27 protein-coding genes are annotated in these 26,310 nt (G+C 67.7%); 19 read left to right on the forward strand and 8 right to left on the reverse strand.

The window, feature by feature from the left end; all coding sequences use genetic code 11:
• Nucleotides 1-219: 219 nt before the first annotated feature.
• Both FHY09_RS05765 and FHY09_RS05770 read right to left on the reverse strand, forming a co-directional pair.
• Entirely contained in the window at nt 220-1,836 is a 1,617-nt protein-coding gene (locus tag FHY09_RS05765) for an alpha-glucosidase (RefSeq protein WP_166925056.1), read from the reverse strand.
• A 153-nt stretch (nt 1,837-1,989) separates the two neighbouring features.
• Nucleotides 1,990-2,289: a hypothetical protein gene (locus tag FHY09_RS05770; RefSeq protein ID WP_166925058.1), complete on the reverse strand. Its 300-nt coding sequence runs from the start codon at nt 2,287-2,289 to the stop codon at nt 1,990-1,992.
• A gap of 314 nt (nt 2,290-2,603) precedes the next feature.
• Between FHY09_RS05770 and FHY09_RS05775 the strand changes: the two genes are divergently transcribed.
• Nucleotides 2,604-3,602, forward strand: coding sequence for a polyprenyl synthetase family protein (locus FHY09_RS05775; protein ID WP_166925059.1), 999 nt, complete (start codon nt 2,604-2,606; stop codon nt 3,600-3,602).
• 3 nt (nt 3,603-3,605) lie between these two features.
• Here the strand turns inward: FHY09_RS05775 and FHY09_RS05780 are convergent, their stop codons facing one another.
• From FHY09_RS05780 to FHY09_RS05795, 4 genes are all read right to left on the reverse strand, one after another.
• Nucleotides 3,606-4,169 carry a hypothetical protein gene (locus tag FHY09_RS05780; protein ID WP_166925060.1) on the reverse strand — a complete coding sequence of 188 codons (564 nt, stop codon included), beginning with the start codon at nt 4,167-4,169 and terminating at the stop codon, nt 3,606-3,608.
• A complete protein-coding gene (murD, locus tag FHY09_RS05785) occupies nt 4,166-5,626 on the reverse strand; it encodes a UDP-N-acetylmuramoyl-L-alanine--D-glutamate ligase (RefSeq protein ID WP_166925061.1) in 1,461 nt (486 codons plus the stop codon). The genes FHY09_RS05780 and murD overlap by 4 nt, the downstream gene beginning before the upstream one ends.
• Nucleotides 5,607-6,965, reverse strand: a complete 1,359-nt coding sequence (gene murL / locus FHY09_RS05790) for a UDP-N-acetyl-alpha-D-muramoyl-L-alanyl-L-glutamate epimerase (protein WP_166925062.1) — start codon at nt 6,963-6,965, stop codon at nt 5,607-5,609. The genes murD and murL overlap by 20 nt, the downstream gene beginning before the upstream one ends.
• A gap of 73 nt (nt 6,966-7,038) precedes the next feature.
• Complete coding sequence (locus tag FHY09_RS05795) at nt 7,039-9,633, reverse strand: bifunctional aspartate kinase/diaminopimelate decarboxylase (RefSeq protein WP_166925063.1); 2,595 nt, start codon at nt 9,631-9,633, stop codon at nt 7,039-7,041.
• 192 nt (nt 9,634-9,825) lie between these two features.
• Here FHY09_RS05795 and FHY09_RS05800 point away from each other — a divergent pair, with 192 nt between their 5' ends.
• Complete coding sequence (locus FHY09_RS05800) at nt 9,826-10,704, forward strand: PhzF family phenazine biosynthesis protein (protein ID WP_166925064.1); 879 nt, start codon at nt 9,826-9,828, stop codon at nt 10,702-10,704.
• 62 nt (nt 10,705-10,766) lie between these two features.
• On the opposite strand, the gene FHY09_RS05805 is transcribed toward FHY09_RS05800, so the two are convergent.
• The gene (locus FHY09_RS05805) at nt 10,767-11,198 is read right to left on the reverse strand and encodes an OsmC family protein (RefSeq protein ID WP_166925065.1); all 432 of its coding nucleotides are present in this window, start codon (nt 11,196-11,198) and stop codon (nt 10,767-10,769) included.
• A 250-nt stretch (nt 11,199-11,448) separates the two neighbouring features.
• On the opposite strand from FHY09_RS05805, the gene FHY09_RS05810 reads away from it, so the two are divergent.
• From FHY09_RS05810 to FHY09_RS05825, 4 genes are all read left to right on the forward strand, one after another.
• On the forward strand, nt 11,449-11,847 hold the full coding sequence (locus FHY09_RS05810) for an HU family DNA-binding protein (protein WP_166925067.1): 399 nt from the start codon (nt 11,449-11,451) through the stop codon (nt 11,845-11,847).
• A gap of 247 nt (nt 11,848-12,094) precedes the next feature.
• Complete coding sequence (locus FHY09_RS05815) at nt 12,095-12,403, forward strand: DUF3861 family protein (protein ID WP_166925068.1); 309 nt, start codon at nt 12,095-12,097, stop codon at nt 12,401-12,403.
• Between the two features lie 45 nt (nt 12,404-12,448).
• A complete protein-coding gene (locus FHY09_RS05820) occupies nt 12,449-12,982 on the forward strand; it encodes a hypothetical protein (protein WP_166925069.1) in 534 nt (177 codons plus the stop codon).
• 106 nt (nt 12,983-13,088) lie between these two features.
• Complete coding sequence (locus FHY09_RS05825; protein ID WP_166925070.1) at nt 13,089-13,685, forward strand: DUF1439 domain-containing protein; 597 nt, start codon at nt 13,089-13,091, stop codon at nt 13,683-13,685.
• 55 nt (nt 13,686-13,740) lie between these two features.
• Here the strand turns inward: FHY09_RS05825 and FHY09_RS05830 are convergent, their stop codons facing one another.
• The gene (locus tag FHY09_RS05830; RefSeq protein ID WP_166925071.1) at nt 13,741-14,208 is read right to left on the reverse strand and encodes an SET domain-containing protein-lysine N-methyltransferase; all 468 of its coding nucleotides are present in this window, start codon (nt 14,206-14,208) and stop codon (nt 13,741-13,743) included.
• 186 nt (nt 14,209-14,394) lie between these two features.
• On the opposite strand from FHY09_RS05830, the gene FHY09_RS05835 reads away from it, so the two are divergent.
• The 13 genes from FHY09_RS05835 to FHY09_RS05895 all read left to right on the forward strand — a co-directional run bounded on the left by FHY09_RS05835 (nt 14,395) and on the right by FHY09_RS05895 (nt 26,300).
• Nucleotides 14,395-14,850: an SUF system Fe-S cluster assembly regulator gene (locus tag FHY09_RS05835; RefSeq protein ID WP_166925072.1), complete on the forward strand. Its 456-nt coding sequence runs from the start codon at nt 14,395-14,397 to the stop codon at nt 14,848-14,850.
• Between the two features lie 15 nt (nt 14,851-14,865).
• Nucleotides 14,866-16,341 carry a Fe-S cluster assembly protein SufB gene (gene sufB / locus FHY09_RS05840; protein WP_166925073.1) on the forward strand — a complete coding sequence of 492 codons (1,476 nt, stop codon included), beginning with the start codon at nt 14,866-14,868 and terminating at the stop codon, nt 16,339-16,341.
• On the forward strand, nt 16,341-16,760 hold the full coding sequence (locus FHY09_RS05845; protein ID WP_166925074.1) for a lysozyme inhibitor LprI family protein: 420 nt from the start codon (nt 16,341-16,343) through the stop codon (nt 16,758-16,760). Before sufB ends, FHY09_RS05845 begins: the two co-directional genes overlap by 1 nt.
• A 44-nt stretch (nt 16,761-16,804) precedes the next feature.
• The gene (sufC, locus tag FHY09_RS05850; RefSeq protein ID WP_166925076.1) at nt 16,805-17,569 is read left to right on the forward strand and encodes a Fe-S cluster assembly ATPase SufC; all 765 of its coding nucleotides are present in this window, start codon (nt 16,805-16,807) and stop codon (nt 17,567-17,569) included.
• A complete protein-coding gene (sufD, locus tag FHY09_RS05855) occupies nt 17,569-18,831 on the forward strand; it encodes a Fe-S cluster assembly protein SufD (protein ID WP_166925078.1) in 1,263 nt (420 codons plus the stop codon). Before sufC ends, sufD begins: the two co-directional genes overlap by 1 nt.
• Nucleotides 18,828-20,084, forward strand: a complete 1,257-nt coding sequence (locus FHY09_RS05860) for a cysteine desulfurase (protein ID WP_166925080.1) — start codon at nt 18,828-18,830, stop codon at nt 20,082-20,084. Before sufD ends, FHY09_RS05860 begins: the two co-directional genes overlap by 4 nt.
• 71 nt (nt 20,085-20,155) lie before the next feature.
• Nucleotides 20,156-20,680: a GNAT family N-acetyltransferase gene (locus tag FHY09_RS05865; RefSeq protein WP_166925082.1), complete on the forward strand. Its 525-nt coding sequence runs from the start codon at nt 20,156-20,158 to the stop codon at nt 20,678-20,680.
• Nucleotides 20,677-21,009: a non-heme iron oxygenase ferredoxin subunit gene (locus FHY09_RS05870; protein WP_166925084.1), complete on the forward strand. Its 333-nt coding sequence runs from the start codon at nt 20,677-20,679 to the stop codon at nt 21,007-21,009. The genes FHY09_RS05865 and FHY09_RS05870 overlap by 4 nt, the downstream gene beginning before the upstream one ends.
• Before the next feature lie 165 nt (nt 21,010-21,174).
• Complete coding sequence (locus FHY09_RS05875; RefSeq protein ID WP_166925086.1) at nt 21,175-21,570, forward strand: hypothetical protein; 396 nt, start codon at nt 21,175-21,177, stop codon at nt 21,568-21,570.
• Between the two features lie 133 nt (nt 21,571-21,703).
• Nucleotides 21,704-24,142: a TonB-dependent receptor domain-containing protein gene (locus FHY09_RS05880; protein ID WP_166925088.1), complete on the forward strand. Its 2,439-nt coding sequence runs from the start codon at nt 21,704-21,706 to the stop codon at nt 24,140-24,142.
• An 85-nt stretch (nt 24,143-24,227) separates the two neighbouring features.
• A complete protein-coding gene (locus FHY09_RS05885; RefSeq protein WP_456362717.1) occupies nt 24,228-24,866 on the forward strand; it encodes a PepSY-associated TM helix domain-containing protein in 639 nt (212 codons plus the stop codon).
• Between the two features lie 29 nt (nt 24,867-24,895).
• Nucleotides 24,896-25,414, forward strand: coding sequence for a DUF2271 domain-containing protein (locus FHY09_RS05890; RefSeq protein ID WP_166925092.1), 519 nt, complete (start codon nt 24,896-24,898; stop codon nt 25,412-25,414).
• A gap of 82 nt (nt 25,415-25,496) precedes the next feature.
• Nucleotides 25,497-26,300, forward strand: coding sequence for a DUF4198 domain-containing protein (locus tag FHY09_RS05895; RefSeq protein WP_166925094.1), 804 nt, complete (start codon nt 25,497-25,499; stop codon nt 26,298-26,300).
• Nucleotides 26,301-26,310 lie beyond the last annotated feature (10 nt).

Below are 26,310 nucleotides of genomic sequence, written 5' to 3' on the forward strand. Positions count from 1 at the left end.
TCCGCGGATGCGTCCGCGGAGCCCACCCTGGACAGCAACCCGCTGCGGCAACGCAGCGGGTTTTTTCGTTGAGGCCAGCCCAGCGCCCCTCCCTCGTTGCTGCCGGGGCTTCAACGTGGGCCGCCGCCTGCGCCGGACAATCAACAGCCTGCAGGTCTCAGGCATAAAAAAGGACGGCCCTCGCGGACCGTCCCTCAAGTGCCACCAACGGAGAATTCCTCAGGCGCTGCGGCGCGCGCAGTAGACCGCGTGCGCCGGCAGCCGCAGGACCGCGCCTTCGGCGTGGCCGGCGTCCGGCCCCGGTACCGCGACGGTCTGCCAGGCCCCCTCGGGCAGCGCCACGCGTGCGTCCTCACCCGACAGATTGAAGGCCAGCAGCAGGATCTGCTCGCCCAGCGTGCGCTTGAACATCAACACCGGCTCGGCCGTTTCAACGAATTCGATGGCACCGGCCAGCAGTACCGGCTGGGTCCGCCGCCATGCCAAAAAGGCACGGAACGCGGCCAGCACCGAATCGGGATCGGCCTCCTGCACCGCCACGGCCCGGGCCTGGTGGTCGGCGGGAATCGGCAGCCACGGCTCGCCGCGGGTGAAACCGGCCAACGGCGCATTGGTCCAGGGCAGCGGCGTACGGCATCCGTCGCGCCCCTTGAACGTCGGCCAGAAGGTCATGCCGTAGGGGTCCTGCAGCGCCTCGAACGGCACGTCCGCTTCGCCGAGCCCGAGCTCCTCGCCCTGGTACAGGCAGATCGAGCCGCGCAGCGTGCACAGCATCGCCACCAGCATGCGCGCCAGCCGCGGGTTGGCCGGATGGCCGCCCCAGCGGGTCACGGCACGCTCCACGTCGTGATTGGAAATGGCCCAGCACGGCCATCCCTCGGTCATGGCCGTTTCCAGCCGCGAGACCGTTTCTCGGATATAGGCGGCACTGTAGTCATTCACCAGCAGCTCGAAGCTGTAGCCCATGTGCAGGCGCTTGCCCGTGGTGTATTCGGCGGTGGTGGCCAGCGAATCCTCCGAAGAGATCTCGCCCAGGCTCACCGCGCCCGGGTACTGATCCAGCAGCGCGCGCAGGGCCTCCAGGAACGGAAGGTTATGCGGCTGGGTATTGTTGAAATAGTGATACTGATAAGCGTACGGGTTATCCGGACTGAAGCCCCGCCCGACCCGCTTGTCCACCGGCTTGGGTGGGTTGTCGCGCAGCAGCGGATCGTGGAAGCAGAAATTGATGGCATCCAGGCGGAACCCGTCCACGCCGCGATCCAGCCAGAACCGGACATTGTCCAGCGTGGCCTGCTGCACCTCGGGGTGATGGAAATTCAGGTCCGGCTGGTCAGCCAGGAAATTGTGCAGGAAATACTGCTCGCGGCGCGGTTCCCACTGCCAGGCTACGCCGCCGAACAGGGACATCCAGTTGTTCGGCGGAGTGCCGTCCTCGCGGGGGTCGGCCCAGACATACCAGTCGGCCTTGGCGTTGGTACGGTCCTGCCGGCTCTCGCGGAACCACGCGTGTTCGATCGAGGTATGGCTCAGCACCTGGTCGATCATCACTTTCAGGCCCAGCGCGTGCGCCTTGGCCAGCAGGCGATCGAAATCCTCAAGGTTGCCAAACAGAGGATCCACTGCCCGGTAATCGGCGATGTCATAACCGAAGTCGGCCATCGGGGATTTGAAGAATGGCGAAATCCAGATGGCATCCACGCCCAGCGCGGCCACATAATCCAGACGCTCGATGATGCCGGGCAGATCGCCGACGCCGTCGCCGTTGGCGTCAAGGAAGCTACGCGGATAGATCTGGTAGATGACGGCGCCGCGCCACCACGGATTGTTCGACATCGGGGCCCCCTCCGGGCACATTGACCCGGCGCGGAACGGGCCGGAAATCACCGATGGAAGCTTAGCGGGCAGCCGTCCTGCGCGGTGGCCGGTGCATACGTATTCACGGCCCCCCGGAGCGCCGCCCCGGGGGGCCGGGACGGCGCGGAGCCGTCAGGGGCGCGGCGCACAGCCCAGGACAAGCTCACCATTGCGGTTGCAGTAGTTGGGAAGCTGATGGGGATTGAAAGCGCCGTTGTAGTTGCGGTAACTGCCGTCATTGCGCCGGCAGGCAATCTGCATCTGGCACAGGGTGCTGCCCGGTGGCACCACGACACCGGAAACGATGCACGTCCGCGACGCCTCGGACCGGGCGAAGTTCTCGCGACACACCTGCGGCGTGGTCTGCGCAAGGGCCTGGCTGGCCAGCATCAGCAGCGCGGCAGCGGTTCCAATCCGGAAATACGTTTTCATGTCGAACCCTCGTTGTTGTCGGAATGACGGGGCAACGTTAGCCAGCCCGGTCTGGCCTCTTTTTTCAGATTTGCGTCATTTCCCGCTGCAGCAGTTGTCAACGCGAGTCCCATCACAGGCCGGATGTGCGCCGCAGTGCAGAACTTTGGCGGGCAGCCGGCCTGATAACGTCAGCCTGTCGCCGCCCCGGGGTCATGCCATGCCCCGCCACGCGGCACCACGCCAATGCGGCGCAGAAGACGGCCTGCGGGCCCGCCGCGTCTATTTCACGCCAAGCGCTTATAATTCCGCTGGATATCCCAGTGCAAAGCCGCATGACCCTCCTCGAAGACACCCGCCCCGCCCTGGGCCTGCCCCGGATCCAGTCCTTCGCCGCTGCCGACATGGCGGCTGTCGATAGCCTGATCCGGCGCCGGCTGTCCTCTGATGTGGTGCTGATCAACCAGATCGCCGACCACATCATCTCCGCTGGCGGCAAGCGACTGCGGCCGATGCTGGTGATGCTGGCCGGGCACGCGGTGGGTGGGGCCGGGCCGGACCACCACCAGCTGGCGGCGATCATCGAGTTCATCCATACCTCCACCCTGCTGCACGACGATGTGGTGGACGAATCCAGCCTGCGGCGCGGCCGCAGCACGGCCAACGCGCTGTGGGGCAACGCGCCGAGCGTGCTGGTGGGCGACTTCCTGTATTCGCGCAGCTTCCAGCTGATGGTGGAGCTGGACCAGATGCCTGTCATGCAGATCCTGGCCGACACCACCAACCGCATCGCCGAAGGCGAGGTGCTGCAGCTGCTGCACGTGCACAACCCGGATACCGACGAGGCCGCCTACCTGCGCGTCATCGAACGCAAGACGGCGGTGCTGTTCGCCGCGGCGACACGCCTGGGTGCGCTCGCCAGTGGCCGGGACGCCGCGGTGCAGGAGGCGCTGCATGCCTACGGCCTGAACCTCGGTTACGCCTTCCAGATCGCCGATGACGTGCTCGATTACTCGGCCGACGCCGAAGCACTGGGGAAGAACCTCGGCGACGACCTGGCCGAAGGCAAGGCGACCCTGCCGCTGATCCACGCCATGGCGCAGTCGGATTCCGCCACCCGCGAACGTCTGCGCGCCATCGTACAGAACGGCGACGCCTCGGCCATGCCGGAGGTGCTGGTGGCCATCCAGGCGACCGGGGGGCTGGCCTACAGCCGCGAGCGCGCCGAAGCCTACGCCGCACGTGCCGAGCAGGCGCTGGATGGACTGGATGAGAACGAAGCGGTGGCGGCTCTGCGCGGCCTGGCGCGCTATGCGATCCAGCGCAGCCACTGACCCTCAGCGGGTGATCCAGTAAAGCACGCCGGGGCGGAGGTCGATCAGGGACTGCGGATCCACCGCGTCCAGGGTGAGGTCCTGCTCTGCGTCCACGGTCAGCCGTGCGCCGACGGAACGTTCGTACGAACGCACCATCAGTCCCAGCCGCTCCACGCCCTCGGCGAACAGCGCCTGCAGCAGCGCGCTCCAGGCCTCCGCATCCGCGGTGTGCGCGGCCCGTAGATGCGCACGCTGGGGCGCCTGCTGTCCCGCCCACTGTGCGTGCGCCGAGCGCTGGGCCAGGGCCCGCGCGATCCGAGCTTCGTTCCATCCCCGCTTGCGCATCCGGGCAGCGTCGCGTTCCGCATCAAGCCGAGGCCCCGATGGGCGGCTGCCTGCGCCGAGCGCCGTGCCCTCGTCCGATTCACCGGTGTGCGTCAGGAACGCGCGCCAGTCACTGCCGATGTGCGCCTGCAGGCTGGCATTGTCCTGCGGACGCAGGTCCCGGCCATGCGCTGCCATCAGCCTCGCCAGCGCGACGGTATCCGCACCGGCGGGCAGCACCAGGCTGACGAAGTCACTCATGGTCCCTCCATCGGCAGGCCGGCAGCATACGGCCGACGGTGCGCCGCTTCCTGCACGCCCAGCCCGGCAATCGCACTGATGGCCTGCGGATCGAACCCCGCAAGCGCGGCGAAGTGCTGGCCGCGCGCCACATAGTCCCGATAGGCGCCGAAGCTCGGCGCACCGGGCGACAGCAGCACCACGCCGCCTTCGCCCGCGAGCGCCGCGTGCGCCAGCGCCATGGCCTGCGGCAGATCGGCAGCGGCGTGCAGGGCCAGGCGCCCGGCGTCGGCCAAGGGCTGCAACAGCGCGTGGATGCGCGGGCCGTTGCTGCCCATGGTCACGATCGCCAGAGGCGGCGTGCCGTGCGCCATGTGATCGACGAAATCCTGCCAGTCCAGTCCGCGATCATGCCCGCCCACCAGCAGCACGATGCGCTGCCCGGCAAAGCAGTCCAGGGCCGCCAGGCTGGCATGCGGCGTGGTGCTGATGGAATCATTGACGTACACCACGCCCTCGCGCTCACCCAGCCGTTGCAGCCGGTTCGGCAGCGGGCGGAAGGTGCTCACCGCCGGTGCCAGCGCGGCAGCATCCAGCCCGAGCGCCTCCAGCGCGGCCAGCACCGCGCACAGGTTGCCGCGGTTGTGGCGGCCCGGCAGCGGCGCGTTGCGGGTATCGAAGATCGGCTGCGCGCCGCGATACACGACCTCCCCACGCATGTGCCAGCCCTGTGGCTGGTTGAACCACACCACGAGGCTGCCGGGCAGCTGCAACCGCCCCAGGTGCGGATCCTGGGCATTGAGCACGGCAATCTGCGGCCGCGCCGCCGTGACCAGTGAAAGCTTGTCCTCGATGTAGCGCTGCTCGCTGCCGTGCCAGTCCAGATGTTCCGGGAAGAGATTGAGCACGACGGCGATCGCCGGCCGCGCACCGCTGCGTGCCACTTCGCCGGTCTGGTAACTGGAGAGTTCGACCGCCCAGTAAACAGGGGCGAGGCATGGATCGAGAACCTCCAGCAAGGGCACGCCGATGTTGCCCACCAGCCCCGTGCGATGCCCAGCCGCCCGCAGCAGGTGTGCCAGCAGCGCCGTGGTGGTGCTCTTGCCCTTGGTGCCGGTCACACAGATCGTGTCGTGCACGATGCCGTCGGCCGCAGCGTGCTCGGCGAACCACAGCGCGGTGCCGCCGAGGAAGACCGTGCCCTGCGCGGCGGCCACCTGCGCGATGGGCTGGTACGGGCTGATGCCCGGTGATTTGATCACCACGTCAAAGGCGGACAGCGCAGCCGCATCGGGCTCGCCCCGCACGTCCAGCGCGCCACCCGCCTCGGCACGCGCCGCCTCGATTTCAGCCGGCGGGCAGAACAGCGTCAGCGGCAGGCATGGCAGGCGCGCGCGCAGCACGGCAAAGGCCGCACGTCCCTCGCGGCCCCATCCCCACAGGGCAACGCGCCGACCCTCAAGCTGCGAAATCTGCACGCACCTGCTCCCACAGTGCCGCAGGAATGCGGTGCTCGCCCTGCAGTTCAAGCAGCGGCTCCAGCGCCAGTTCATCCGCATCCAGCTGCGGCAGGATCTCGTTGCAGAACCGCTTCACCAGCGCATCCTCCTGCCAGTCCGGACGGGTCGCCAGCGCGGCCATCGCGGCCCGCGATTCACGCCCTTCGCCTACGCATTCGAACGGTTTGTGATCCTGGAATTCGAGCAGCGCGTCGAAACCGGGCGCCTGGGTGCTGTCATCCAGCAGGTTGCGGCCGAAGATGCGCACCAGACGGGCCTTGGACATGAACGGTGCCAGCGCCAGGAACACGAAGTGGCATTTCGGACAGACACCGCACCAGCGGTTGACCGGCCGCTCGCCGAGGATGTGGAAATTGCGGTTGCAGCTGGAGAAATGCGCGTCGTAGAAATCGGTCTTGGTGAACTGGCGGGCGACGGCAAGCTCGGACATCGGCCGCAGCAGCGAGTAGTACTGCAGGTCGGCGGCGATGAAGCGCTGCACATGGGTGCCGAAGGACTGCTCGAATGCCCACCCCTTCGACCACTGGTGGTTCACTTCGCCGGTGCCGGGAATCTGGCTGCCGTAGCTTGCCGAGCGTTCATTGGAGAACACCACCTGGTCCACGCCCTGCAGCAGCGCCGCCAGCACCAGGATCGCCGAATTCACCGCGGTCACCGGGATATGGCCGTTCCAGGCCCCCTGGCGGTTGAGCTCGAACAGCTCCGGGGCCAGCGCGCGCCCGACATTGAGCGTGGGCAGGCCGGTACGCTCGGCACAGCTGCGGATCAACTGCGAACCCCCGATCCAGGCCACCGTTTCCTCCACACCGGCACGGCGCAGGGCCTCGATGCTGACCAGCGAATCCTTGCCGCCGCCGATGGCCACCAGCGCATGCGCGCGCAATCCTGCTGCAGCCGCCGGTGCCGCTGCCGCTGCCGCGCCGACCGGCAGGCGGAAGCGTCCACGCAGGTTCAGTCCATTGCGATAGGCGAACTCGCCGAGCCCCTGCAGGTAGATCGCTTCCACCAGCGCGGCCGTCTCCGCGTCCACCGCATGGCTCTCCACCGCCACGCGCGCGGGCACGCCGGCCTTGTAATAGCTCACGCCCGCGATCAGGTGCAGCAGCCGCAGCGCACGCTGCACGGCCTCGGCGCGCGCCGGCTCGAGCTGGAACGGTGCGCCCGGCACGGTGATGGTTTCCACCATCTCCGGGCCATCGTCGAAGGCGTAGACCAGACGCGCCACCCCGGTGTCGGCTGCGAAATCACAGCGGACGAAGCGGAAGCAGGCAACCTGGTGTTTATCAAAAGCAGTCATGTTCATCCCGGATAAGCGCATCGGCGCGCATGGGCGCGGCGCGGGTAGGCAGTCAAGCGCAGGCACGGAGGGCTCATTCCAGGATGTCCTGGTCCGGCAGTGCGCGCTGGTTGTAGGTACTGGCCATCACGAAGCCGTAGGCACCGGTGTCGGCCACCAGCATCACATCGTCCGGCGTGGTGGAAGCAGGCAGCTTGCGGCGCTTGCCGAAGACATCGCTGGATTCGCAGATCGGCCCGACCACATCGAAAGCGGCCTCGGCGTAGCCCCCCTGGCGGCTCAGGTTCTCGATATCGTGCCAGGCGTCATACAGCGCCGGACGGATCAGGGTGTTCATGCCCGCATCCAGTCCCACCCGCCGGATGCCCTCCTTCTCCACCACCTGGGTCGCGCGGGTCAGCAGCACGCCGGATTCGGCCACCAGGTAACGGCCCGGCTCGATGGCCAGGCGGAACGTCGGATGCACCGCTTTGACCTCAGCCAGGCCGGCGGCCCACGCCTCCAGATCGAACGGCTCGTCTTCCTCGCTGTACGGGATCGGCATGCCGCCCCCGATGTCGATGGTCTGCACGCTGCCGATGCGGCGCGCGAAACCGGCCAGTTCATCGCACATCAGGCGCCAGTGCTGCGCCGTCTCCACGCCGCTGCCGAGGTGCGCATGCAGGCCGACCACAGTGCTGCCGAGTTCGGTCGCCACGCGCACGAATTCGTCCACGCGTGCCATCGGCAGGCCGAACTTGGATTCCTTGCCACCGGTGCGCACCTTGGCGTGGTGGCCTTCACCGCGCCCCAGGTCCACGCGCAGCCACAGCTCGCGGTTGCGGAACAGCTCCGGCCAGCGCTGCAGCGCTTCCACGTTGTCCACGGTGACCGTCACGCCCAGCGCGAACGCGGCTTCGTATTCCGTGCGCGGGCAGAAGCTGGGGGTGAACAGCACGCGCTGCGGCGCCAGCTGCGGCAGGATCGAGAACACGTGCGTCAGTTCGCCCAGCGAAACGCATTCCAGGCCGAAACCTTCTTCCACCACGGTGGCCAGCACGGCCGGGTGGCTGTTGGCCTTGATCGCGTAGTAGCGCTGGTCGATGGAGGGAATGGCGGCCAGCGCACGGGCGCGGGCGCGGACGGTGGGCAGGTGGTAGACATAGCGCGGCGTGCCGGCCTCGGCCAGCTGCAGAAGCTGCGCCCGCTGGCCCCGCCACCACGGCGTTGCGCGTGGACGCACCGTGCCGGCGATCTCCCGCCAGCGCGGGCCGAACACTTCGGTCTCCTCCACCGGCATCGCACCGCTGTCGATCAGCTCGGCATGCAGGATCGGCAGCAGCCCGTCGGCGTCGGTTTCGTCGATGACGAAGGTCAGGTTCAGATCGTTGGAGGACTGCGAGATCATGTGCACGCGCTCGCGGCCGAACGTGGCCCACACATCGGACAGCTTGTGCAGCAGCGAACGCATGCCACGGCCGACCAGCGTGATCGCCGCGCAGGGCACGATGACCTTGACCTTGCAGATCTGCGACAGGTCGGCCGACAACGCCGAGAGCACGTCGGTGTTGACCAGATTCTCCGACGGGTCCAGCGATACGGTCACGTTGGTCTCGGCCGAACCGATCAGGTCCACCGACAACCCATGCTTCTTGAACAGCCCGAAGACGTCGGCCAGGAAGCCGACCTGCTGCCACATGCCGATGCCTTCCATCGACACCAGCACGATGCCGTTGCGGCGGCTGATCGCCTTGACGCCGGGCACCGGTGCGGCACTGCCATCGATGCTCGTACCGGGCATTTCAGGCCGCTCGGTATCCAGGATCGCCATGGGCACGCCCGCATCGCGGCATGGCTTGATCGACCGCGGGTGCAGCACCTTCGCGCCGGTGGTGGCGATTTCCTGTGCCTCGTAGTAATCGAGGCGGGTCAGCAGGCGCGCGTCCGGCACGTCCTTGGGATTGGCACTGAACATGCCCGGCACGTCGGTCCAGATCTCCACGCGGCTGGCACCCAGCAGCGCGCCGAAATAGGCCGCCGAGGTGTCCGAGCCACCGCGGCCGAGGATGGCGGTGCCACCGTCCGCATGCCGCGCGATGAAACCCTGGGTGATCAGCAGGCGCGTGGGCTGCGCACGGAAGCGCGGGGCCCAGTCGCCCTCGCCCTTCCACTGGCAGTTGACCGAGAGCCGCTGCGACCAGGCGCTCTGGTTGGGCTGCGGCGGCAACGCGTGCAGCCAGTCGCGCGCGTCCATCCAGCCCATGTCCAGTCCGGCACTGCGCAGGTAGGCCGCACCGATGCTCGAAGACAGCAGTTCGCCCTGGCCCAGCACGTCCGCCTGCCAGTCAAGCGTGCGGGTGCTGGCCCGTGGATCGTCCAGCAGCGCCTGCAACGCCGCCAGGCGCTCGTCGAGCACCTCGTGCGCCAGCGCCAGCTCATCCAGGAACGCCAGGTGGCGGGCGACCAGCGCCGCCACGCGCGCGCGGCTGTCGGCGGCGCCTTCGGCGACCGCGGTCAGCTCGTTGGTGACCCCGGAGAGCGCCGAGACCACCACCAGTACCCGCGCATTGGTTTCTTCCGCGCGTTTTTTCGCCAGTTTCCCGATCGTGTCCCAGCGATGGCGACGCGACACGGATGTGCCGCCGAACTTGAGGACGATCCAGCGATCGACAGGGAAAGAAGCAGGCATGGAATTGGCTTGGTAGAGGGGGGAAGACCGCCCGCAGGGGCGGGACCCCCGATTCTAAGCCCAACGCGCCTGTGATGAGCGCGCAGCGCCGCGCTCGGGCGGCCGAGGCCGCGGTACCACGCGGGAGCCAGGTGCCGCGGGGGTGGATCGACGTGCCTGCTAAGCTGCGCAGCCCTGCCCCCGGACCCTGCCATGACCTCACGCCGCTTCCTGCAGTTGGACGTCTTCTCCCCCACCGCTGGCGCAGGCAATCCACTGGCGGTCGTGCTCGATGCCGACGGCCTGGACGAGGCCGCGATGCAGTCCATCGCACGCTGGACCCGGCTGCCCGAGACCACGTTCGTGTTCGCGGCCGGGTCATCCGGCAGCCGCTACCGGCTGCGCATGTTCAGCCCGCAGAAGGAGGTGCCCTTCGCCGGCCATCCCAGCATCGGCACGGCCCACGCGGTGCTGGAAGCAGGACTTGCCACTGCGGATGAAGGCATGTTGACGCAGGACGGGATCGCCGGTCTGTTGCCGTTGCGCGTGGAAGGCAGCGGCGACGCACGGCGCATCTTCATCCGCACGCCGCGTGCCACGCTGGCCGAAGTGGCCGCGGCCACCGATCCACGGCTGCAGGCGGCGCTGGCCGGCTGGCCCCTGGGGCCGCTGCCGCCGGCGCGCATGCAGGGCGGCCGCAGCTGGTGGGTGGTGGAACTGCGCGATGAAGCCGCGCTGCGCAGCCTCGTGCCGGCCTGGGAAGCACTTGCCGTGCTGGCCGAAGCCACCGATGCCATGGGCATCTTCGCGTATGCCCGCAGCACCGCCGGCACCGGGTATGACCTGGCGGTCCGCGCGTTCGTAGGCAATGGACGCCGCTTCGAAGATGCCGCATCCGGTGCGGCCAATGCCGTGCTTGCGGCATGGCTTGATCTCCGGCAGGCGCTGCCGGAGGGCCGGCGCACCTACGAGGTCAGCCAAGGCCGTGAGGTGGGCCACGATGCGCGCCTGTCACTGGCCATCGATGATCAGGGCGATGTCTGGTCCGGCGGCCAGGTCCAGACCGTGATCCGCGGAACCCTCGACTGGTGAGCGACCCCGTCCCGGCAGCACCGCGCAACGCCGGGTGCTGCCGGTCAGGCGGACCGCTGCGCTCAGGCCAGCTCGGCTTCCAGCGTGGTCGGCACTGCGCTCAGCGCCTTTGACACCGGGCAGTTCTGCTTGGCATCGTCGGCGATCGCACGGAAGCGGGCCTCATCGATCCCCGGCACCACCGCCTTCAGCTTCAAGGTGATCTGCGAGAAGGCCGGGCCACCGTCCATCGACAGATCGACCTGGGCCTGGGTATCCAGCGAGGTCGCGGTGAAGCCGGCTTCGGCGAGCTTCGCCGAGAGCGCCATCGTGAAGCAGCCAGCGTGCGCGGCGGCGATCAGTTCTTCCGGATTGGTGCCCTTCTCGTCACCGAAGCGGCTGCTGAAGGCATAGCGGGTGTTGTCCAGCAGGCCACTCTGCGGCGTGCTCAGCTGGCCCTTGCCGGACTTCAGATCACCTTCCCAATGCGCGTTGGCGTGTCGCGAAATTCCCATGGTGGAGCTCCTGTATCGGCTTGAATGGAACCCCACGCTAGCCTGCCGCGCGTTAGTGCGGCGTCGGTCCCGCGACACGCGTGGGACAGCACAGGGACGCCGCCAGGTCCCCGGCCGGCGCCGGGACCGCATGAAATCCCGCGATTTCCACGCTCTGCCTATTGGCGGCGCCCGCCAGTTGCCCTACATTGCGTTTGCCGACGGGTTCGGCGCGTCCACCACAACCAACCGTTCACGGAATCAGGAAATCATGGCAAAGACCGCTAAGAAGGCCGCCCCGAAGAAGGCTGCCAAGAAAGTCGCTACCAAGGCCGCCGCCAAGCCGGCCGCGCCGAAGCCGCTCAAGGAAGTGCTGACCAAGTCCGGCCTGGTTGCACACATCGCTGAAACCTCCGGCGTTGTCGCCAAGGACGTGCGCGCCGTGCTGGCTTCGCTGGAAAGCGCCGTCCACTCGTCCGTGCACAAGAAGGGCGCTGGCAGCTTCACCCTGCCGGGCCTGCTGAAGATCTCCACCGTCAGCGTCGCCGCCAAGCCCAAGCGCAAGGGCATCAACCCGTTCACCAAGGAAGAGCAGTGGTTCGCTGCCAAGCCGGCGACCATCAAGCTCAAGGTGCGTCCGCTCAAGAAGCTCAAGGACGCTGCGCTGTAATCCAGCCCGCCCGACGCACGAATCGAACGAAAGGGACGGCCACGCCGTCCCTTTCGTTTTCCAGCCGCCGACGACAGAACACTGTGTCCGGGCAGTGGGCGGACCGCCTGCGCGCCCTGTGCAGGCCTGCATCGGCAACACCCTGGCGGCCGGTGTCCCGGATGGAACGCTGCATGCATGCGCGTGCGGTCGTCGCGCCACCGCCGCGCCCCTATGGTGGATGCTCCTTCGACCACGAGCTTCCGCCATGGCCTCCCCGTCCACCCGCTACCGACTGACCGTAACGCCCATCGAAAAGGACGGGATGCACTGCAGCGGGCGCTGCACCATCGAAGTGGAGCATCGTGCCCGCCAGGACTGGATGCGCCTGCTGGAAAATGCGCCGCGGCTGGCCGGTTTCAGCGGCGACGAGCGGGCCGCGGTACTGATCGCCGGTGAGATCCTGCGCGATGTGGTGGCGCGTCACCACGACGATCCCGGCCACCCGGTGAGTGCACACGCACAGGCGCTGCAGGCCGCGTTCGAAGCGCTCGATGCGCTCCATCGTCCACGCTGAGCAGGCGAGAGCTACACTGCGCCATCGTCCGCAGGAGCGTCCCCGATGCGCGGTCCCCTGATGCTGCTTCCGCTGCTGCTGGCAGGCTGCTCCTGCCAGCCTGACCCCCCCGATGCCGCCGCTGCCGGTCAGCAGGCGCCGCGCGTCGGGCGCAGCACGCCGGTCAGCGCGGACACGCCGGAGCGCCGCGCAGAGGCGCCCGCTCCGGACCCTTCCGTCGGGGCCGTGGCCGCCGGCGCGATGCGCCCTTCCGAGGTGGTGCGCGGCTATGTCATCTCGCTGCTGCACGATGATCGTCGCGCGTCCGACGCCTACTGGCTGCATGCCCCCGCGCCGACAGCGGCCGGCGATGGCGCGCTGCGTGCGCTGCGCGATGTGCGTAACCTGCGCGTGGCCACCGGCCGGCCCGTGGCCCGCGATGGAGGCGAGCCCGCCACGCTGATCGAGGTGCCGGTGACGGTCCGGGTGGTCACCGATGCCGGTCACCTGCGCTACAGCGGCTGGTACCGCCTGGTCCCTGACCCGGCGCGGCAGCAATGGAAACTGCACGCTGCGAGCGTGCAGCCGGTGCTTGACTGAGCCCGCCTGGCACGCGGCAGGCCGCGCCTGCCACCACCGCCGTGCACGTGGCGTTCAGTGCCTCCGGCTATCTTCGTTGCCACCTTCTTCCCGACGGACCTTGCCCATGTCCCTGCGCCCGCTTTTCACCCGCCTGGCCGTGTCGGCCGTCCTCGTGGCTGCCGCCGTCGGCGCACAGGCCGCACCGTCGATCAACGGCAAGCAGATCTCCGTCGGTGCGGGGGACGTGCAGCAGTACCTGGAAGGCAGCTTCCCGCGCACGCAGGACGCGCTCGGTGGGCTCATCGCGCTCACCATGAGCCGGCCGCAGCTGTCGCTGCCTGCAGGCGAACGCCTCAACCTCGGCATGGACGTCGCCCTGGCGACGGCCGGTGGACAGCCGACCCGGCTCGGCACGGTCAAGCTCAGCAGCGGGCTGCGCTATGACGCGCAGACCCAGGGATTCCACCTGCAGCAGCCGAACGTGGAGGATTTCGTGCCCGCCCAGCAGGGCGCGACGCTGGACGCGCGCACGCGCGGCCTGCTCAATGCCTTCCTGACCGATTACGCGCGACGTGAGCCGATCTACCGCATCGACCCCTCGGTGGCCGGCCTGCTCGGCGCGCTGCAGGTGCAGTCCGCGCAGGTCAAGGACGGGCGGCTGGTGGTGACCTTCAACCAGGATCTGGGCGCAGTGGTGCCGGCCGGGCTGCTCGGCCGCTGACCGGCCCGCACCGGACGGCCGTGCCGGCCCCCGCGGGCGGCACGGCGGGGGTGCCTCAGCGCTTGGGCTGCAGCATCGTGCCGGTGCAGTTCTTCGAGCCGCAACGGCACTCCCAGATCTTCTTCAGCCGTGGCGTGTGACGCTCGGCCAAGGTGATGCCGTAGTTGTAGACCAGCTCCTCGCCCGGCTTGATGTTGCGGATCGCTTCGATGAATACCTTGTCTTCGCGCCGGTCATCGTCGGCACTCTCCTCGATCACCGCCTCGCAGTTGGGCGAGCAGCTGTGGTTCATCCAGCGCGCATCGTTGCCGTTGTAATTGGCATCGAGCACGTACTCATCGTTGAGGGTGAACAGGAAGGTGTGCCCGCTTTCCACGTCGCCGCTGTCATCGGCGTCCACCTCGGCGTGCGTGCGCAGCAGGCCGCGGTAACGGATGATCCGCTCGCCCTTCTTCAGCGGCTCGACGGCAAACACACCATTGCCATGGATGGCGGATTTGCGGGCTTTGATCTTCTTCGGCATGGGTGCGGGCGGCAGTTGGTGGGTTGGGCGTTGATTCTCCCTTAATCTTCGTGATTGCCAAAATGCCCGCATGGCCGCAGCATGGCGGGCCGCGGCCATCTGGCCGTGCGACAACGCGCGACTTGGCTCGGGAATGATAAAAGCGTACAATTTTGGTCCGCTTTGCTACCGTTGCTGCATCCGCCCATGCTTCGCGTCACCAAGCTCACTGATTACGCCACCGTCGTGCTGACCGTGCTCGCTGCCCACCCCGGCGAGGTCATGAGTGCGACCGAGCTGGCCGAGTTCACCGGCCTGGAGCCCCCCACCGTCAGCAAGGTGCTCAAGCCGCTGGCGCAGGCCGGGCTGGTGGAAGGCCTGCGCGGCGTGCGCGGCGGCTACCGCCTTACCCGCGCACCGGCGGAGGTTTCGCTGTGCGAGGTGGTCGAGGCCATGGAAGGTCCACTCGCGCTGACCGAATGCAGCCACGACAACCATCAGTGCGGCATGGCGCCCAAGTGTGGCGCGCGCAGCAGCTGGCGGTTGATCAACGACGTGGTGTCCGAGGCCCTGCGCAACGTCACCCTCGCCCAGATTCTCCCCCCTCCTCCCCTTGTCGATGACAACCCGCGCCGCACCATCGCCGCTGCGGTTGTCTCCTGATCCACAGGCAGCCCCATGGCCACCGAAATCATCGAATCCGTCGCTGACAGCGATACCCCCAACCGCGAGATCCATGAACAGCTCGGCCGCAAGTATTCGGCCGGCTTCATCACGGACATCGAATCGGACTCCCTGCCGCCCGGCCTGGACGAGGACGTCATCCGCGCCCTGTCCGCCAAGAAGGACGAGCCGGAATGGATGACGCAGTGGCGGCTGGAGGCCTACCGCCATTTCCTCACCATGCCGATGCCGGACTGGGCGAAGCTGCGCATCGCCCCGATCGACCTGCAGGCACTCAGCTACTACTCCGCGCCCAAGGGCCCGAAGTACGCCTCGCTGGACGATGTGCCGAAGGAACTGCTCGATACCTACGACAAGCTGGGCGTGCCGCTGCATGAGCGCGCGCGGTTGGCGGGCGTCGCCGTGGATGCGGTGTTCGATTCGGTCTCCGTGGGCACCACCTTCCGCAAGGAGCTGGCCGAGAAGGGCGTGATCTTCTGCTCCATGTCAGAGGCGATCAAGGAACATCCGGCGCTGGTCAGGCAGTACCTGGGCAGCGTGGTGCCGGTGGGCGACAACTATTTCGCCGCACTGAACTCGGCCGTGTTCTCCGACGGCAGCTTCGTGTTCATCCCCAAGGGGGTGCGCTGCCCGATGGAACTGAGCACCTATTTCCGCATCAACGCCGGCCATACCGGCCAGTTCGAGCGCACGCTGATCATCTGCGAGGAGAAGGCGTACGTCTCCTACTTGGAAGGCTGCACCGCGCCCATGCGCGACGAGAACCAGCTGCATGCCGCCGTGGTGGAGCTGGTCACGCTGGACGATGCGGAAATCAAGTATTCCACGGTGCAGAACTGGTATCCCGGCGATGAGAACGGCGTCGGGGGCATCTACAACTTCGTGACCAAGCGGGCCGAGTGCCGCGGTGACCGCAGCAAGGTCACCTGGACCCAGGTGGAGACCGGCTCGGCGATCACCTGGAAGTACCCTTCGTGCGTGCTGCTCGGTGACGATTCGGTCGGGGAATTCCACTCCGTCGCCCTGACCCACCACTGCCAGCAGGCCGACACCGGCACCAAGATGATCCACGTCGGCAAGCGCACCAAGAGCAAGATCATCAGCAAGGGCATCAGCGCCGGCCGCGGCCAGAACACCTACCGCGGACTGGTCAAGGTGGAACGCGGCGCAGACGGTGCGCGCAACTACACCCAGTGCGATTCGCTGCTGATCGGCAAGAAGTGCGGCGCACACACCTTCCCGTACATCGAGGTCAAGAATCCCGGTGCGACGGTGGAGCATGAAGCGACCACCTCCAAGATCTCCGATGACCAGCTGTTCTACTGCCGGGCACGTGGCATCAGCCAGGAAGATGCGGTTTCGCTGATCGTGGACGGGTTCTGCAAGCAGGTCTTCCGCGAGCTGCCGATGGAGTTCGCGGTGGAAGCCAAGAAGCTGCTGGAAGTGAGCCTGGAGGGTTCGGTCGGATGATGCGCCTGTCATCCTTCCCGCTCACCTGCGCGCTGCTGCTCGGGGGTGCGTCCAGCGCGCACGCCGACGATGCGCCGGCCTGCAATCCCGCCGGTACGCAGCTGGAGCTCAACGCCTGCGCCGGCCAGGCCTTCAGCAAGGCCGATGCCGAACTCAACGCGGTCTACCGGCAGGTGCTTGCCCGCCACGCCGACGCCCCCGTGGCGCTGGCCCGTATCAAGGCAGCGCAGCGGCTGTGGGTGCAGCTGCGCGACGCCGATCTGGAGGCCCGGTATCCGGTCGGCGAAGACGAAGATCCGCGCCTGCTCTACGGCTCCATGTACCCCATGCTCCATTCCGAAGCCAAGGCCGCGCTGACCGCCACGCGCACGGCCTTCCTGCGCAACCAGTTCCTTGAGCGCAGCGAATACGACCTCTGAGTCGCGCTGCCGCCAGCCCCCTATCCGAGAAGACGAAAACCGCCATGCTGAAGATCGACAACCTCCACGCCCGCATCGGTGACAAGGAGATCCTCAAGGGTCTCTCGCTGGACGTGAAGCCCGGCCAGGTGCACGCCATCATGGGCCCCAATGGCGCGGGCAAATCCACGCTGGGCCATGTGCTCTCCGGCCGCGAAGGCTATGACGTGAGCGAAGGCAGCGTGCAGTTCGAAGGCGCCGACCTGCTGGACCTCGCACCCGAAGCGCGTGCGGCGGCGGGCCTGTTCCTGGCCTTCCAGTACCCGGTCGAGATTCCCGGCGTCAACAACACCTATTTCCTGCGTGCCGCGCTCAATGCGCAGCGGCGCGCCCGTGGCGAAGCCGAGCTCGATTCGATGCAGTTCCTGAAACTGGTGCGGCAGAAGCTGGCCGTGCTGCACCTGAAGGATGAACTGCTGCACCGCGGGGTCAACGAAGGTTTCTCGGGCGGTGAAAAGAAGCGCAACGAGATCTTCCAGCTGGCGGTGCTCGAACCGAAGCTGGCCATCCTCGACGAGACCGATTCCGGCCTGGACATCGATGCGCTGAAGAGCGTCGCCGACGGCGTCAACGCGCTGCGCAGCCCGGAACGGTCGTTCATCGTGATCACCCATTACCAGCGCCTGCTCGATTACATCAGGCCGGACGTGGTGCACGTGCTGGCCGAAGGGCGCATCGTGCAGTCCGGTGGTCCGGAGCTGGCCCTGCAGCTGGAAAAGCACGGCTACGATTTCCTCAAGGACCGTGTGGTGCCGGAGGCGGCGGTCTGATGAGCGCCCTGCTGGATTCACTTGCCACCGCCTTCGATGGCGCCGACGCACGCCGCGAGGTGCTCGAGGGCGTGCTGCAGGACGGCCTGCCCGGTGCCCGCAGCGAGGCCTGGAAATACACATCGCTGCGCCAGCTCGATCGACGCACCTTCGCACCGGCGCCACTGGAGGCCCCGGTGGTGGATGCGACCTTCGTGGAGGGCATTCCCGCGCCGCGCCTGGTGTTCGTCAATGGGCGCCTGCATGCCGGCCTGAGCGACCTCACCGGCCTGCCTGCCGGCGTGCAGCTGCAGAGCTTCTCGCAGGCCGTGGCGGCTGGCGAGGACAGCGCGCGCCTGCTCGGCCGCCGCTATGAACGGCCCGAGGACGTGTTCGCGCGCCTCAACACCGCCCTCGCCGATGAAGGCGTGGTGCTGCGTGTCGAGGAAGGCGTGCAGGTGGCCCTGCCGCTGCAGCTGGTGTTCGCCAGCGCGGCCACCGGCACCGACCTGGCCTGGCACCACCGTCACTGGGTGGAGCTGCGCGCCGGCGCCCAGCTGGGCATCGTCGAGCATCACCTGCAGGTCGGTGATGCGGCACACCTGGACAACAGCGTGATGCACGTCCACATCGCCCGTGACGCCCGTTTCTCCCATGCGCGCGTGCAGGCCGGCAGCGCACGCCAGACCAGCTTCCTGCGCACCGATGCGGTGCTTGCGCGCGATGCGCAGTACCACCGCGTGGACCTCGAACTGGGTGCCGCGCTGGCCCGCCACGAGCTCAACGTGCGGCTGGAGGGTGACAACGCCCACCTCACCGCCAACGGCGTGCTGCTGGGCAGTGGACGCCGCCACGTGGATACCCGCCTGGGCATCGAGCACATCGCCCGCGACACCAGCGCCGGACTGCTGTGGCGCGGCGTGGCCGGCAACCGCAGCCGCGTGGTGTTCCATGGCGGCATCCATATCCGCGAAGGGGCCGATGGCACCGACGCCAACCTGTCCAACAAGAACCTGCTGCTGTCTGCCGATGCCGAGATCGATACCCAGCCCACGCTGGTGATCGACGCCGAAGAGGTCAAGGCCGCCCACGGCGCCACGGTCGGCCAGCTCGATGCCAACGCGCTGTTCTACCTGCGCTCGCGTGGCCTGCCCGAGCCGCAGGCCCAGGCCCTGCTCAGCGCCGCGTTCTGCCATGAGCCGCTGCGGGTGCTGCCCGACGCGCTGCGCGAGCAGCTGGGTGCACAGCTTGACCGTGCCCTGGTCGAGGCAGGCGTCGCATGAACCTGTCCACGCAACCGGGCGCCCCCGGCCAGGCCCAGGCACCGGACTGGGACAGGGTGCGGCTGGATTTCCCGCTGCTGATGCGCGAGGTCCACGGCAAGCCGCTGGTGTATTTCGACAACGCCAACACCGGGCAGAAGCCGATGCAGGTCATCGGCGTGCTGGACGAGTTCTATCGCCGCTACAACGCCAATGTCAGCCGTGCGGTGCACGCCCTCGGCACCGAGGCGACCGACGCCTACGAGGGCGCGCGCAGCAAGCTGGCACGCTTCCTCAACGTGCGCGCCAGCGAGCTGGTGCTGTGCAGCGGCACCACCTTCGCCCTGAACCTGGTGGCCTATTCCTGGGCGCTGCCGCGCCTGCAGCCCGGCGATGTCATCCTCGTCTCGCGCATGGAGCACCATGCCAACATCGTGCCGTGGCAGCTGGTGGCCGAGCGTACCGGCGCCAGCGTGCGCGTGGCCGAGATCACCCCGGACGGGGCGATCGACATGGACGCGCTGCGCCGGGCGATGACGCCCGAGGTCAAGCTGCTGGCGATCACCCACGTCTCCAATGTGCTGGGCACGGTCAACCCGGTGCGCGAGATCTGCCGCGAAGCCCGCCGGCGCGGCATCGTCACGGTGGTCGACGGCTCGCAGGCGGTGCCGCACCGCAAGGTCGACGTGGCCGCCATCGGCTGCGATTTCTACGCCATCACCGGCCACAAGATGTGCGGGCCGACCGGTACCGGCGCACTGTGGGCACGCCGCGAGCACCTTGATGCCATGCCGCCGTTCCTGGGCGGCGGGGAGATGATCCGCGAGGTCAGCTTCGAAGGCACGGTGTTCAACGAGGCGCCGCACAAGTTCGAAGCCGGCACGCCGAACATCGCCGGTTTCATCGGCCTGGGGGCCGCCGTGGACTACCTGGACACGCTGGGCCTGGCCCACGTCGAGGCGCGCGAAGCGGAGCTGCTGGCCCACTTCACCGAAGAGCTGCAGAAGGTGGAGGGGCTGCGCATCTTCGGCACCACGCCGGACAAGGCGGCGGTGGTGTCCTTCCTGATCGAGGGCGCGCATGCCCACGATCTGGCGACCCTGCTCGATCTGGAAGGCGTGGCGATCCGCTCCGGCCAGCACTGCGCGCACCCGCTGCTGCAGTACTACGGCGTGGCCGCCACGTGCCGTGCGTCGCTGGCGTTCTACAACACGCATGATGAGATCGAACGCTTCGTGACAGCCCTGCGCAAGGTCCGCGTACTGCTCGGCTGAGGTCCCGGCGTCCCGGCCCGCCCCTGCCGCCGGGTCGTTCCGGACCCTGGGCTGCGCCTACAATGGGCGCCATGAGCACACTGACCTACCGGACCGCGACGGCGGCCGACATTCCCGCCCTCATCGACCTGGTCACCTCGGCCTACCGTGGCGATGCCAGCCGTGCGGGCTGGACCACCGAAGCGGACCTGCTCGACGGCGCCCGTATCGATGCGGACAGCCTGCAGACGGCGCTCGACACGCCGCGTTCGCAGATCCTGCTCGCCGAGCGCGGCGGTGAACTGCTGGCCTGCGCGCATGTCTCCGACGGCGGCGGGCACGGCTACTTCGGCATGTTCGCCGTGCGCCCCTGCGAACAGGGCAGTGGCCTGGGAAAGCAGATGATCGCTGAGGCCGAGGCCCACGCCGTACGCGCGTGGGGCGTGCCGCGCATGCTGATGACCGTCATCGACGTCCGCGAGGAACTCATCGCCTTCTATGAGCGCCGCGGCTACATGCGCACCGGCATCAAGAAGCCGTTTCCTTACGGCGATAAGCGCTTCGGCATCCCCAAGCGCGACGATCTGCAGTTCGAGATCCTGGAGAAGCCGCTGTGAGCGCGGCCTGGACCTTCGTGTGCGCCAGCGCGGAGTTGCTGCCCGGTGAGATGAAGACCGTGTTCGATGAGGTTACGGGCACGCCCATCGTCGTTTTCAACCTGGACGGCGATCTGCATGCGCTGGAGGACCAGTGCACGCACGAGGAATTCGAGCTGTCCGCAGGCGAGTTCAACGTGACCGAAGGCAGCATCGAGTGCGTCCTGCATGGCGCACGCTTCGATGTGCGCGATGGGCGCGCACTGTGCGCACCGGCGTACAGCCCGGCTCCGAAGTTTCCGGTCAAGCGTGAACACGATGCCGTCTGGGTGCGCGACGACCGCGATTGAAGGCCCTTGGTAAGCGATGCGCGATTCTTGCAAATCATTATCATTTGCAACTGCGAACGTATCTCACTACAATCACGCCCCATGCACATCCGCCCACCGCGGATGTCCACCTTCCGGGGGCCTTCCTTGCGTCATCCGCACCGCCACCTCCACTTCGGCGCCGCCATGCGCGGTCGGCAGCCTGCGCTGTCGGGCCTGCTGCTGTGGGTTGTCCTGGCGGCTATGACGCTCGTCGCGCTGCCACGGGTCACCGCGACAAGTGCAGCCGAGGGCGAGGTGACCCTGCAGCACCGCCAGAGCGAAGACCGCGGCGGCGAGCTGCCGCTGCACGAGCCGGCACCGGTGAAGCTGCGCCGGACCGCGCTGCAGGTTCCCAGCCGCCCTGATGCCAGGCAGCCGGCCGCCCTGCTGGCGGCCGCGCCGTGCTGGACTGCGCTCATGCTGCCCGCCGCACGCCGTGTGTTGAAGGCCAACGATTGGCCCACCGTGCAGTCCGCGCCACCGACACGCGATGCGCCGGGTCGCCGCCAGCAGCGCGGACAGGCGCCCCCGCAGGCCTGATCAGCGCGCGCGTACGCCATTGCGGCGTACCGCCCCGTCCGCCCTACCCATCACCGCTGCCCGCTCCGGGCGCTCCGCAGGTACCCGCTCCGTGCAGGGTGCCGCGCTCTGCACTTTTTCCGAGGTCGCCACCATGGCCCAGCGCCATCGCTTCCGTTCGCCTGCTTTCCGCCGGTCCTTCCCCCACACCTTGTTGTCCAGCGCGCTGCTGAGCGCGCTGGTGGCCTCGCCGGTCCGGGCCGAACTGGCCGCTGCCCCGAAAACGCTGGACCAGGTGGTGGTCACCGCCTCGGGTTTCGAACAGAAGATCACCGCCGCGCCGGCCAGCATCTCGGTCATCACCCAACAGGAACTGACCACGCGCCCCTACATGACCCTGCTCGATGCCGTGCGCGACCTGGAAGGCGTGGACGTAGGCGAAACCCGCGACAAAACCGGCCAGGGCACCATCTCGATGCGCGGCATGGGCTCGGATTACACGCTGATCCTGGTCAACGGGCGCCGCCAGAACAACCACGGCGACATCTATCCCAACAATTTCGGCGGCAACCAGTTCAACCACATCCCGCCGCTGGATGCGATCGAACGCATCGAGGTCATCCGGGGGCCGGCGTCCACGCTGTACGGGGCCGACGCCATGGGCGGGGTCATCAACATCATCACCAAGCGCTCGCTGGACCGCTGGTCGGGCTCGGCCACGCTGGGCCGCACGTTCGAGACCGATGACCAGTTCGGCGATGACAGCACGGCCGATGTGTACCTCACCGGGCCGCTGGTGCCGGGGGTGCTCAACCTCACCGCACGGGCCAGCTGGTACGACCGCAAGGCCTCCAACCCGGTGTTCGCACCGGTCACCGATCCGGCCGGCCGGCCGCACGACCGGGCGCTCGGCTTCGGTGCCGGCGGGAAGACCGTGGACAACACCAACAAGGCCGGCGGCGTGAGCCTGGAATGGAACCTCAGCGATGCCCAGCAGCTGACCCTGGACTACGACACCTCCCGCCAGGACTACGACAATTCAATCAAGATCAATGACGCCGGCGTGGAGGAGTACCCGGTCGGCACCGTCGACAACCTCAGCAGCATCTGGCGCAGCGCGAACTTCTGCCGCGGCGGCGCCGGTGCCAACGCCAATGCCTGCCGCGCCAGCGGCGGTACGTGGGCGCGGCGCGCGGACCCGCGCGTGGGCTACAGCCCCGACCAGCAGTTCACCCGCGATGCGTGGGCAGTGACCCATGAAGGCAACTGGAGCTTCGGCAACAGCCTGGTATCGCTGGCCCACGTGGCCACCAACAACGAAGGCCGCACCCTGCCGTTCACGGTGGAAGAGCGCAACACACTGCTGCAGATGATCGATGGCACCGGTGCGTATGCCGGCCTGCCGCTCGCCGAGCGCCGCCGCATCGCCGAAGCCACCTTCCTGCCACGCCCGCAGCGCACGCTGGAAAGCGCGCAGTACACCCTCGATGCGAAGCTGGACATCCCGTTCCAGGCCGCTGGCGAGCACATGGCCGTGGTCGGTACCCAGATCATCCGCGGCGAACTCACCGATGGAGTGTTCGGCATGGAAAGTGGCAACCCGGGGCAGACCCAGGACCACAACCTGTACTCGCTGTTCGCCGAAGACACCTGGACGGTGGCCGCCCCGCTGGCCATCACCTACGGCCTGCGCTTCGATGACCACGCAGTGTTCGGCAACCACCTGAGCCCGCGCCTGTACGGCGTGTACACCGTCAACCCGCAGTGGACGGTCAAGGGCGGTGTGAGCACCGGCTTCAAGACCCCCAAGACAACCCAGCTGTACGACGGGGTGACCGGGTTCGGCGGCCAGGGCACCTCGCCGATGTACGGCAACCCGGACCTGCAGCCGGAAACCAGCACCAGCACCGAACTGGCGGTGTACTGGCAGCACCCGCAGGGCCACACGTTCAACGCCACGATCTTCCACAACCGGTTCGACGACAAGATCAGCCAGCAGCCCTGCGGCCCCGCGCTGCGCGTGGGCTGCAGCAGCAGCGGCGACTACGCCGAGCTCGGCTATGCCAGCAGCACCCGCACGGTCAACATCGACGAGGTGGTGATCCAGGGCGCGGAAGTCGCCGGCCGCTGGAACCTCAGCGAACGGCTCGGCCTGCGTGCCAACTACACCTTCACCGACAGCGAGCAGAAGAGTGGCGCGGAGAAGGGCCATCCGCTCGGCAATGCCGCGCGCCACATGGCCAATGCCACGTTCAACTGGCAGGCCAGCGACCGCTTCAACGTGTTCCTGACCGCCGAGGCGCGTTCCAGGCGCTACCGCGGACTGAGCACGATCACCGGCCAGGAGCTGCACTACAAGGATTACACCGTGCTGCACCTGGGCGCCTCGTACGAAGCCAGTGCGTGGCTGACAGTCAATGCGCGCATCAACAACCTGCTGGACCGCGACTTCACCACCTACCAGTCGCTGTTCAACGATCTGGATGGCGATGGCGTGTACGCCGACGGCACCAACGAAGTGCTTTTCGAGGACGACTACAACAACAAGGACAAGGCCCGCAGTGTGTGGGTGAGCCTGAACGTCTCGCTCTGACCCACCACGCCCGGGCCCCTCAATTGCGAACCATTCTCATCAATGTTGTAATGCCGCCTTCGTGCCTGCAATGCCCAACAGACCTGTGAGCCGACCTGACGCTTCGCCCGTGCAGACGCAACAGCGCCGTGGTTTCTGGCTGCGCACGCTGCACCAGTGGCATTGGATCAGCTCGGCCGTGTGCCTGATCGGCATGCTGCTGTTTGCCGCCACGGGAATCACGCTCAACCATGCCGCGAAGATCGAAGCCACCCCGCAGGTCATCAACCAGCAGGTCGAGCTTCCCCGGCAGGTGCGGGAACAGCTGGGTGAACGCCAGGACGGCAACGCACCGCTGCCACGCAGCGTGCGCGGCTGGCTGGATCACGCGCTGGGCATCTCCATCGGCGGCCGTGCGGCAGAGTGGTCGGCAGAGGACATCTATCTGTCGCTGCCGCGCCCCGGCGGCGATGCCTGGCTGAGCATTGACCGCCACAGCGGCGCGGTGGAGTACGAATCCACCTCGCGCGGCGCGGTGTCCTACCTCAATGATCTGCACAAGGGTCGCAACGCGGGCCCGGCGTGGGGCTGGTTCCTGGACCTGTTCGCGGTGGCCTGCCTGGTGTTCTGCATCACCGGCCTGTTCCTGCTCCACCTGCATGCCCGGCAGCGGCGCATGACCTGGCCGCTGGTCGGCCTGGGCCTGTTGATTCCGCTGTTGATCGCCCTGCTGTTGATCCACTGATTCCTTCCGTCCTGCTTCCGGAGCCGCCCATGCGCGTCACCCTCACCATCGCCCTCAGTGGCCTGCTGGCCACCTCGCCGGCCTACGCGGCCACCCTCGATATCAGCGTCGAAGTGCCCAGGCTCAACGTCTCCGAGTATCACCGCCCCTATGTCGCGGTGTGGCTGGAAGGCGCGGACCAGAAGGTCGCCGCCAACCTGTCGGTGTGGTACCAGCAGACCAGCAACAGCGAAGGCCATGGCACCAAATGGCTGCCGGACCTGCGCCAGTGGTGGCGCAAGAGTGGCCGCACGTTGGAGGTCCCGGTGGACGGCGTGACCGGTCCAACGCGCCCGGCCGGCACCCATGCACTGAGCTTCAACGGCCGCCAGCCGGCGCTCAAGGGCCTGGCGCCGGGCACCTACACCCTGGTCGTGGAGGCGGTGCGCGAGGTGGGCGGCCGCGAACTGCTGAAGGTTCCCTTCACCTGGCCCGCCAACGCCGCGCAGAGCGGCAGCGCCCAGGGCACCAGCGAACTCGGCAAGGTCACCCTCGCCGTCAAACCCTGACAACAGGCGGCGCGGCGTGTACCGCCCATCGCCTCGCCGCCCCTTGAGAAGCACCCGTCCCCGTTCCGGAGTCCATTCCCTCATGAAGCGCACGCTTGTCCTCGCCGCCGCCCTTGCGGCCGCCCTTCCCTTCTCCGCCCTCGCGCACAAGGCGTGGCTGCTGCCCTCGCAGACGGTGATCGCCGGCAACACGCCGTGGATCACCGTGGACGGTGCGGTATCCAACGACCTGTTCTATTTCAACCACGTGCCTTTGCGACTGGAATCGGTGGTGATCACCGCACCGGATGGCACCGCCGTGCAGCCGCAGAACGGGGCCACCGGCAAGTTCCGCAGCGTGTTCGATGTGGAGCTGAAACAGCAGGGCACCTATCGCATCGCCTCGGTCAACAAGGGTCTGTCGGCGACCTACGAACTCAACGGCGAGCGCAAGCGCTGGCGCGGCACCGCCGCCGCGCTGGGAGAACTGCCGAAGGACGCCAGCAACCTGCAGGTCAGTGAATCGGTGGGCCGCGTGGAAACCTTCGTCACCAACGGTGCCCCGAACGCGACCGCGCTCAAGCCCACCGGCACGGGCATCGAACTGGTCGCCCTCGCACATCCCAATGATCTGTTCGCCGGTGAAGAAGCCACCTTCCGCGTCCTGGTGGATGGACAGCCGAAGGCGGGCCTGGCGTTCGAGATCGTGCGTGGCGCCACGCGTTACCGCAACGCGCAGGACGAGATCAAGGTCACCAGCGATGCCAGGGGCGAGATCAAAGTGACCTGGCCGGACGCCGGCATGTACTGGCTCGAAACCGGCAGCGAAGACAGCAAGACCACCGTCAAGCAGGCGGCCAAGCGTCGGCTGAGCTACGTGGCCACGCTGGAAGTGCTGCCGCAGTGACGGCGACGCT

The organism is Xanthomonas sp. 60 (assembly GCF_011761925.1).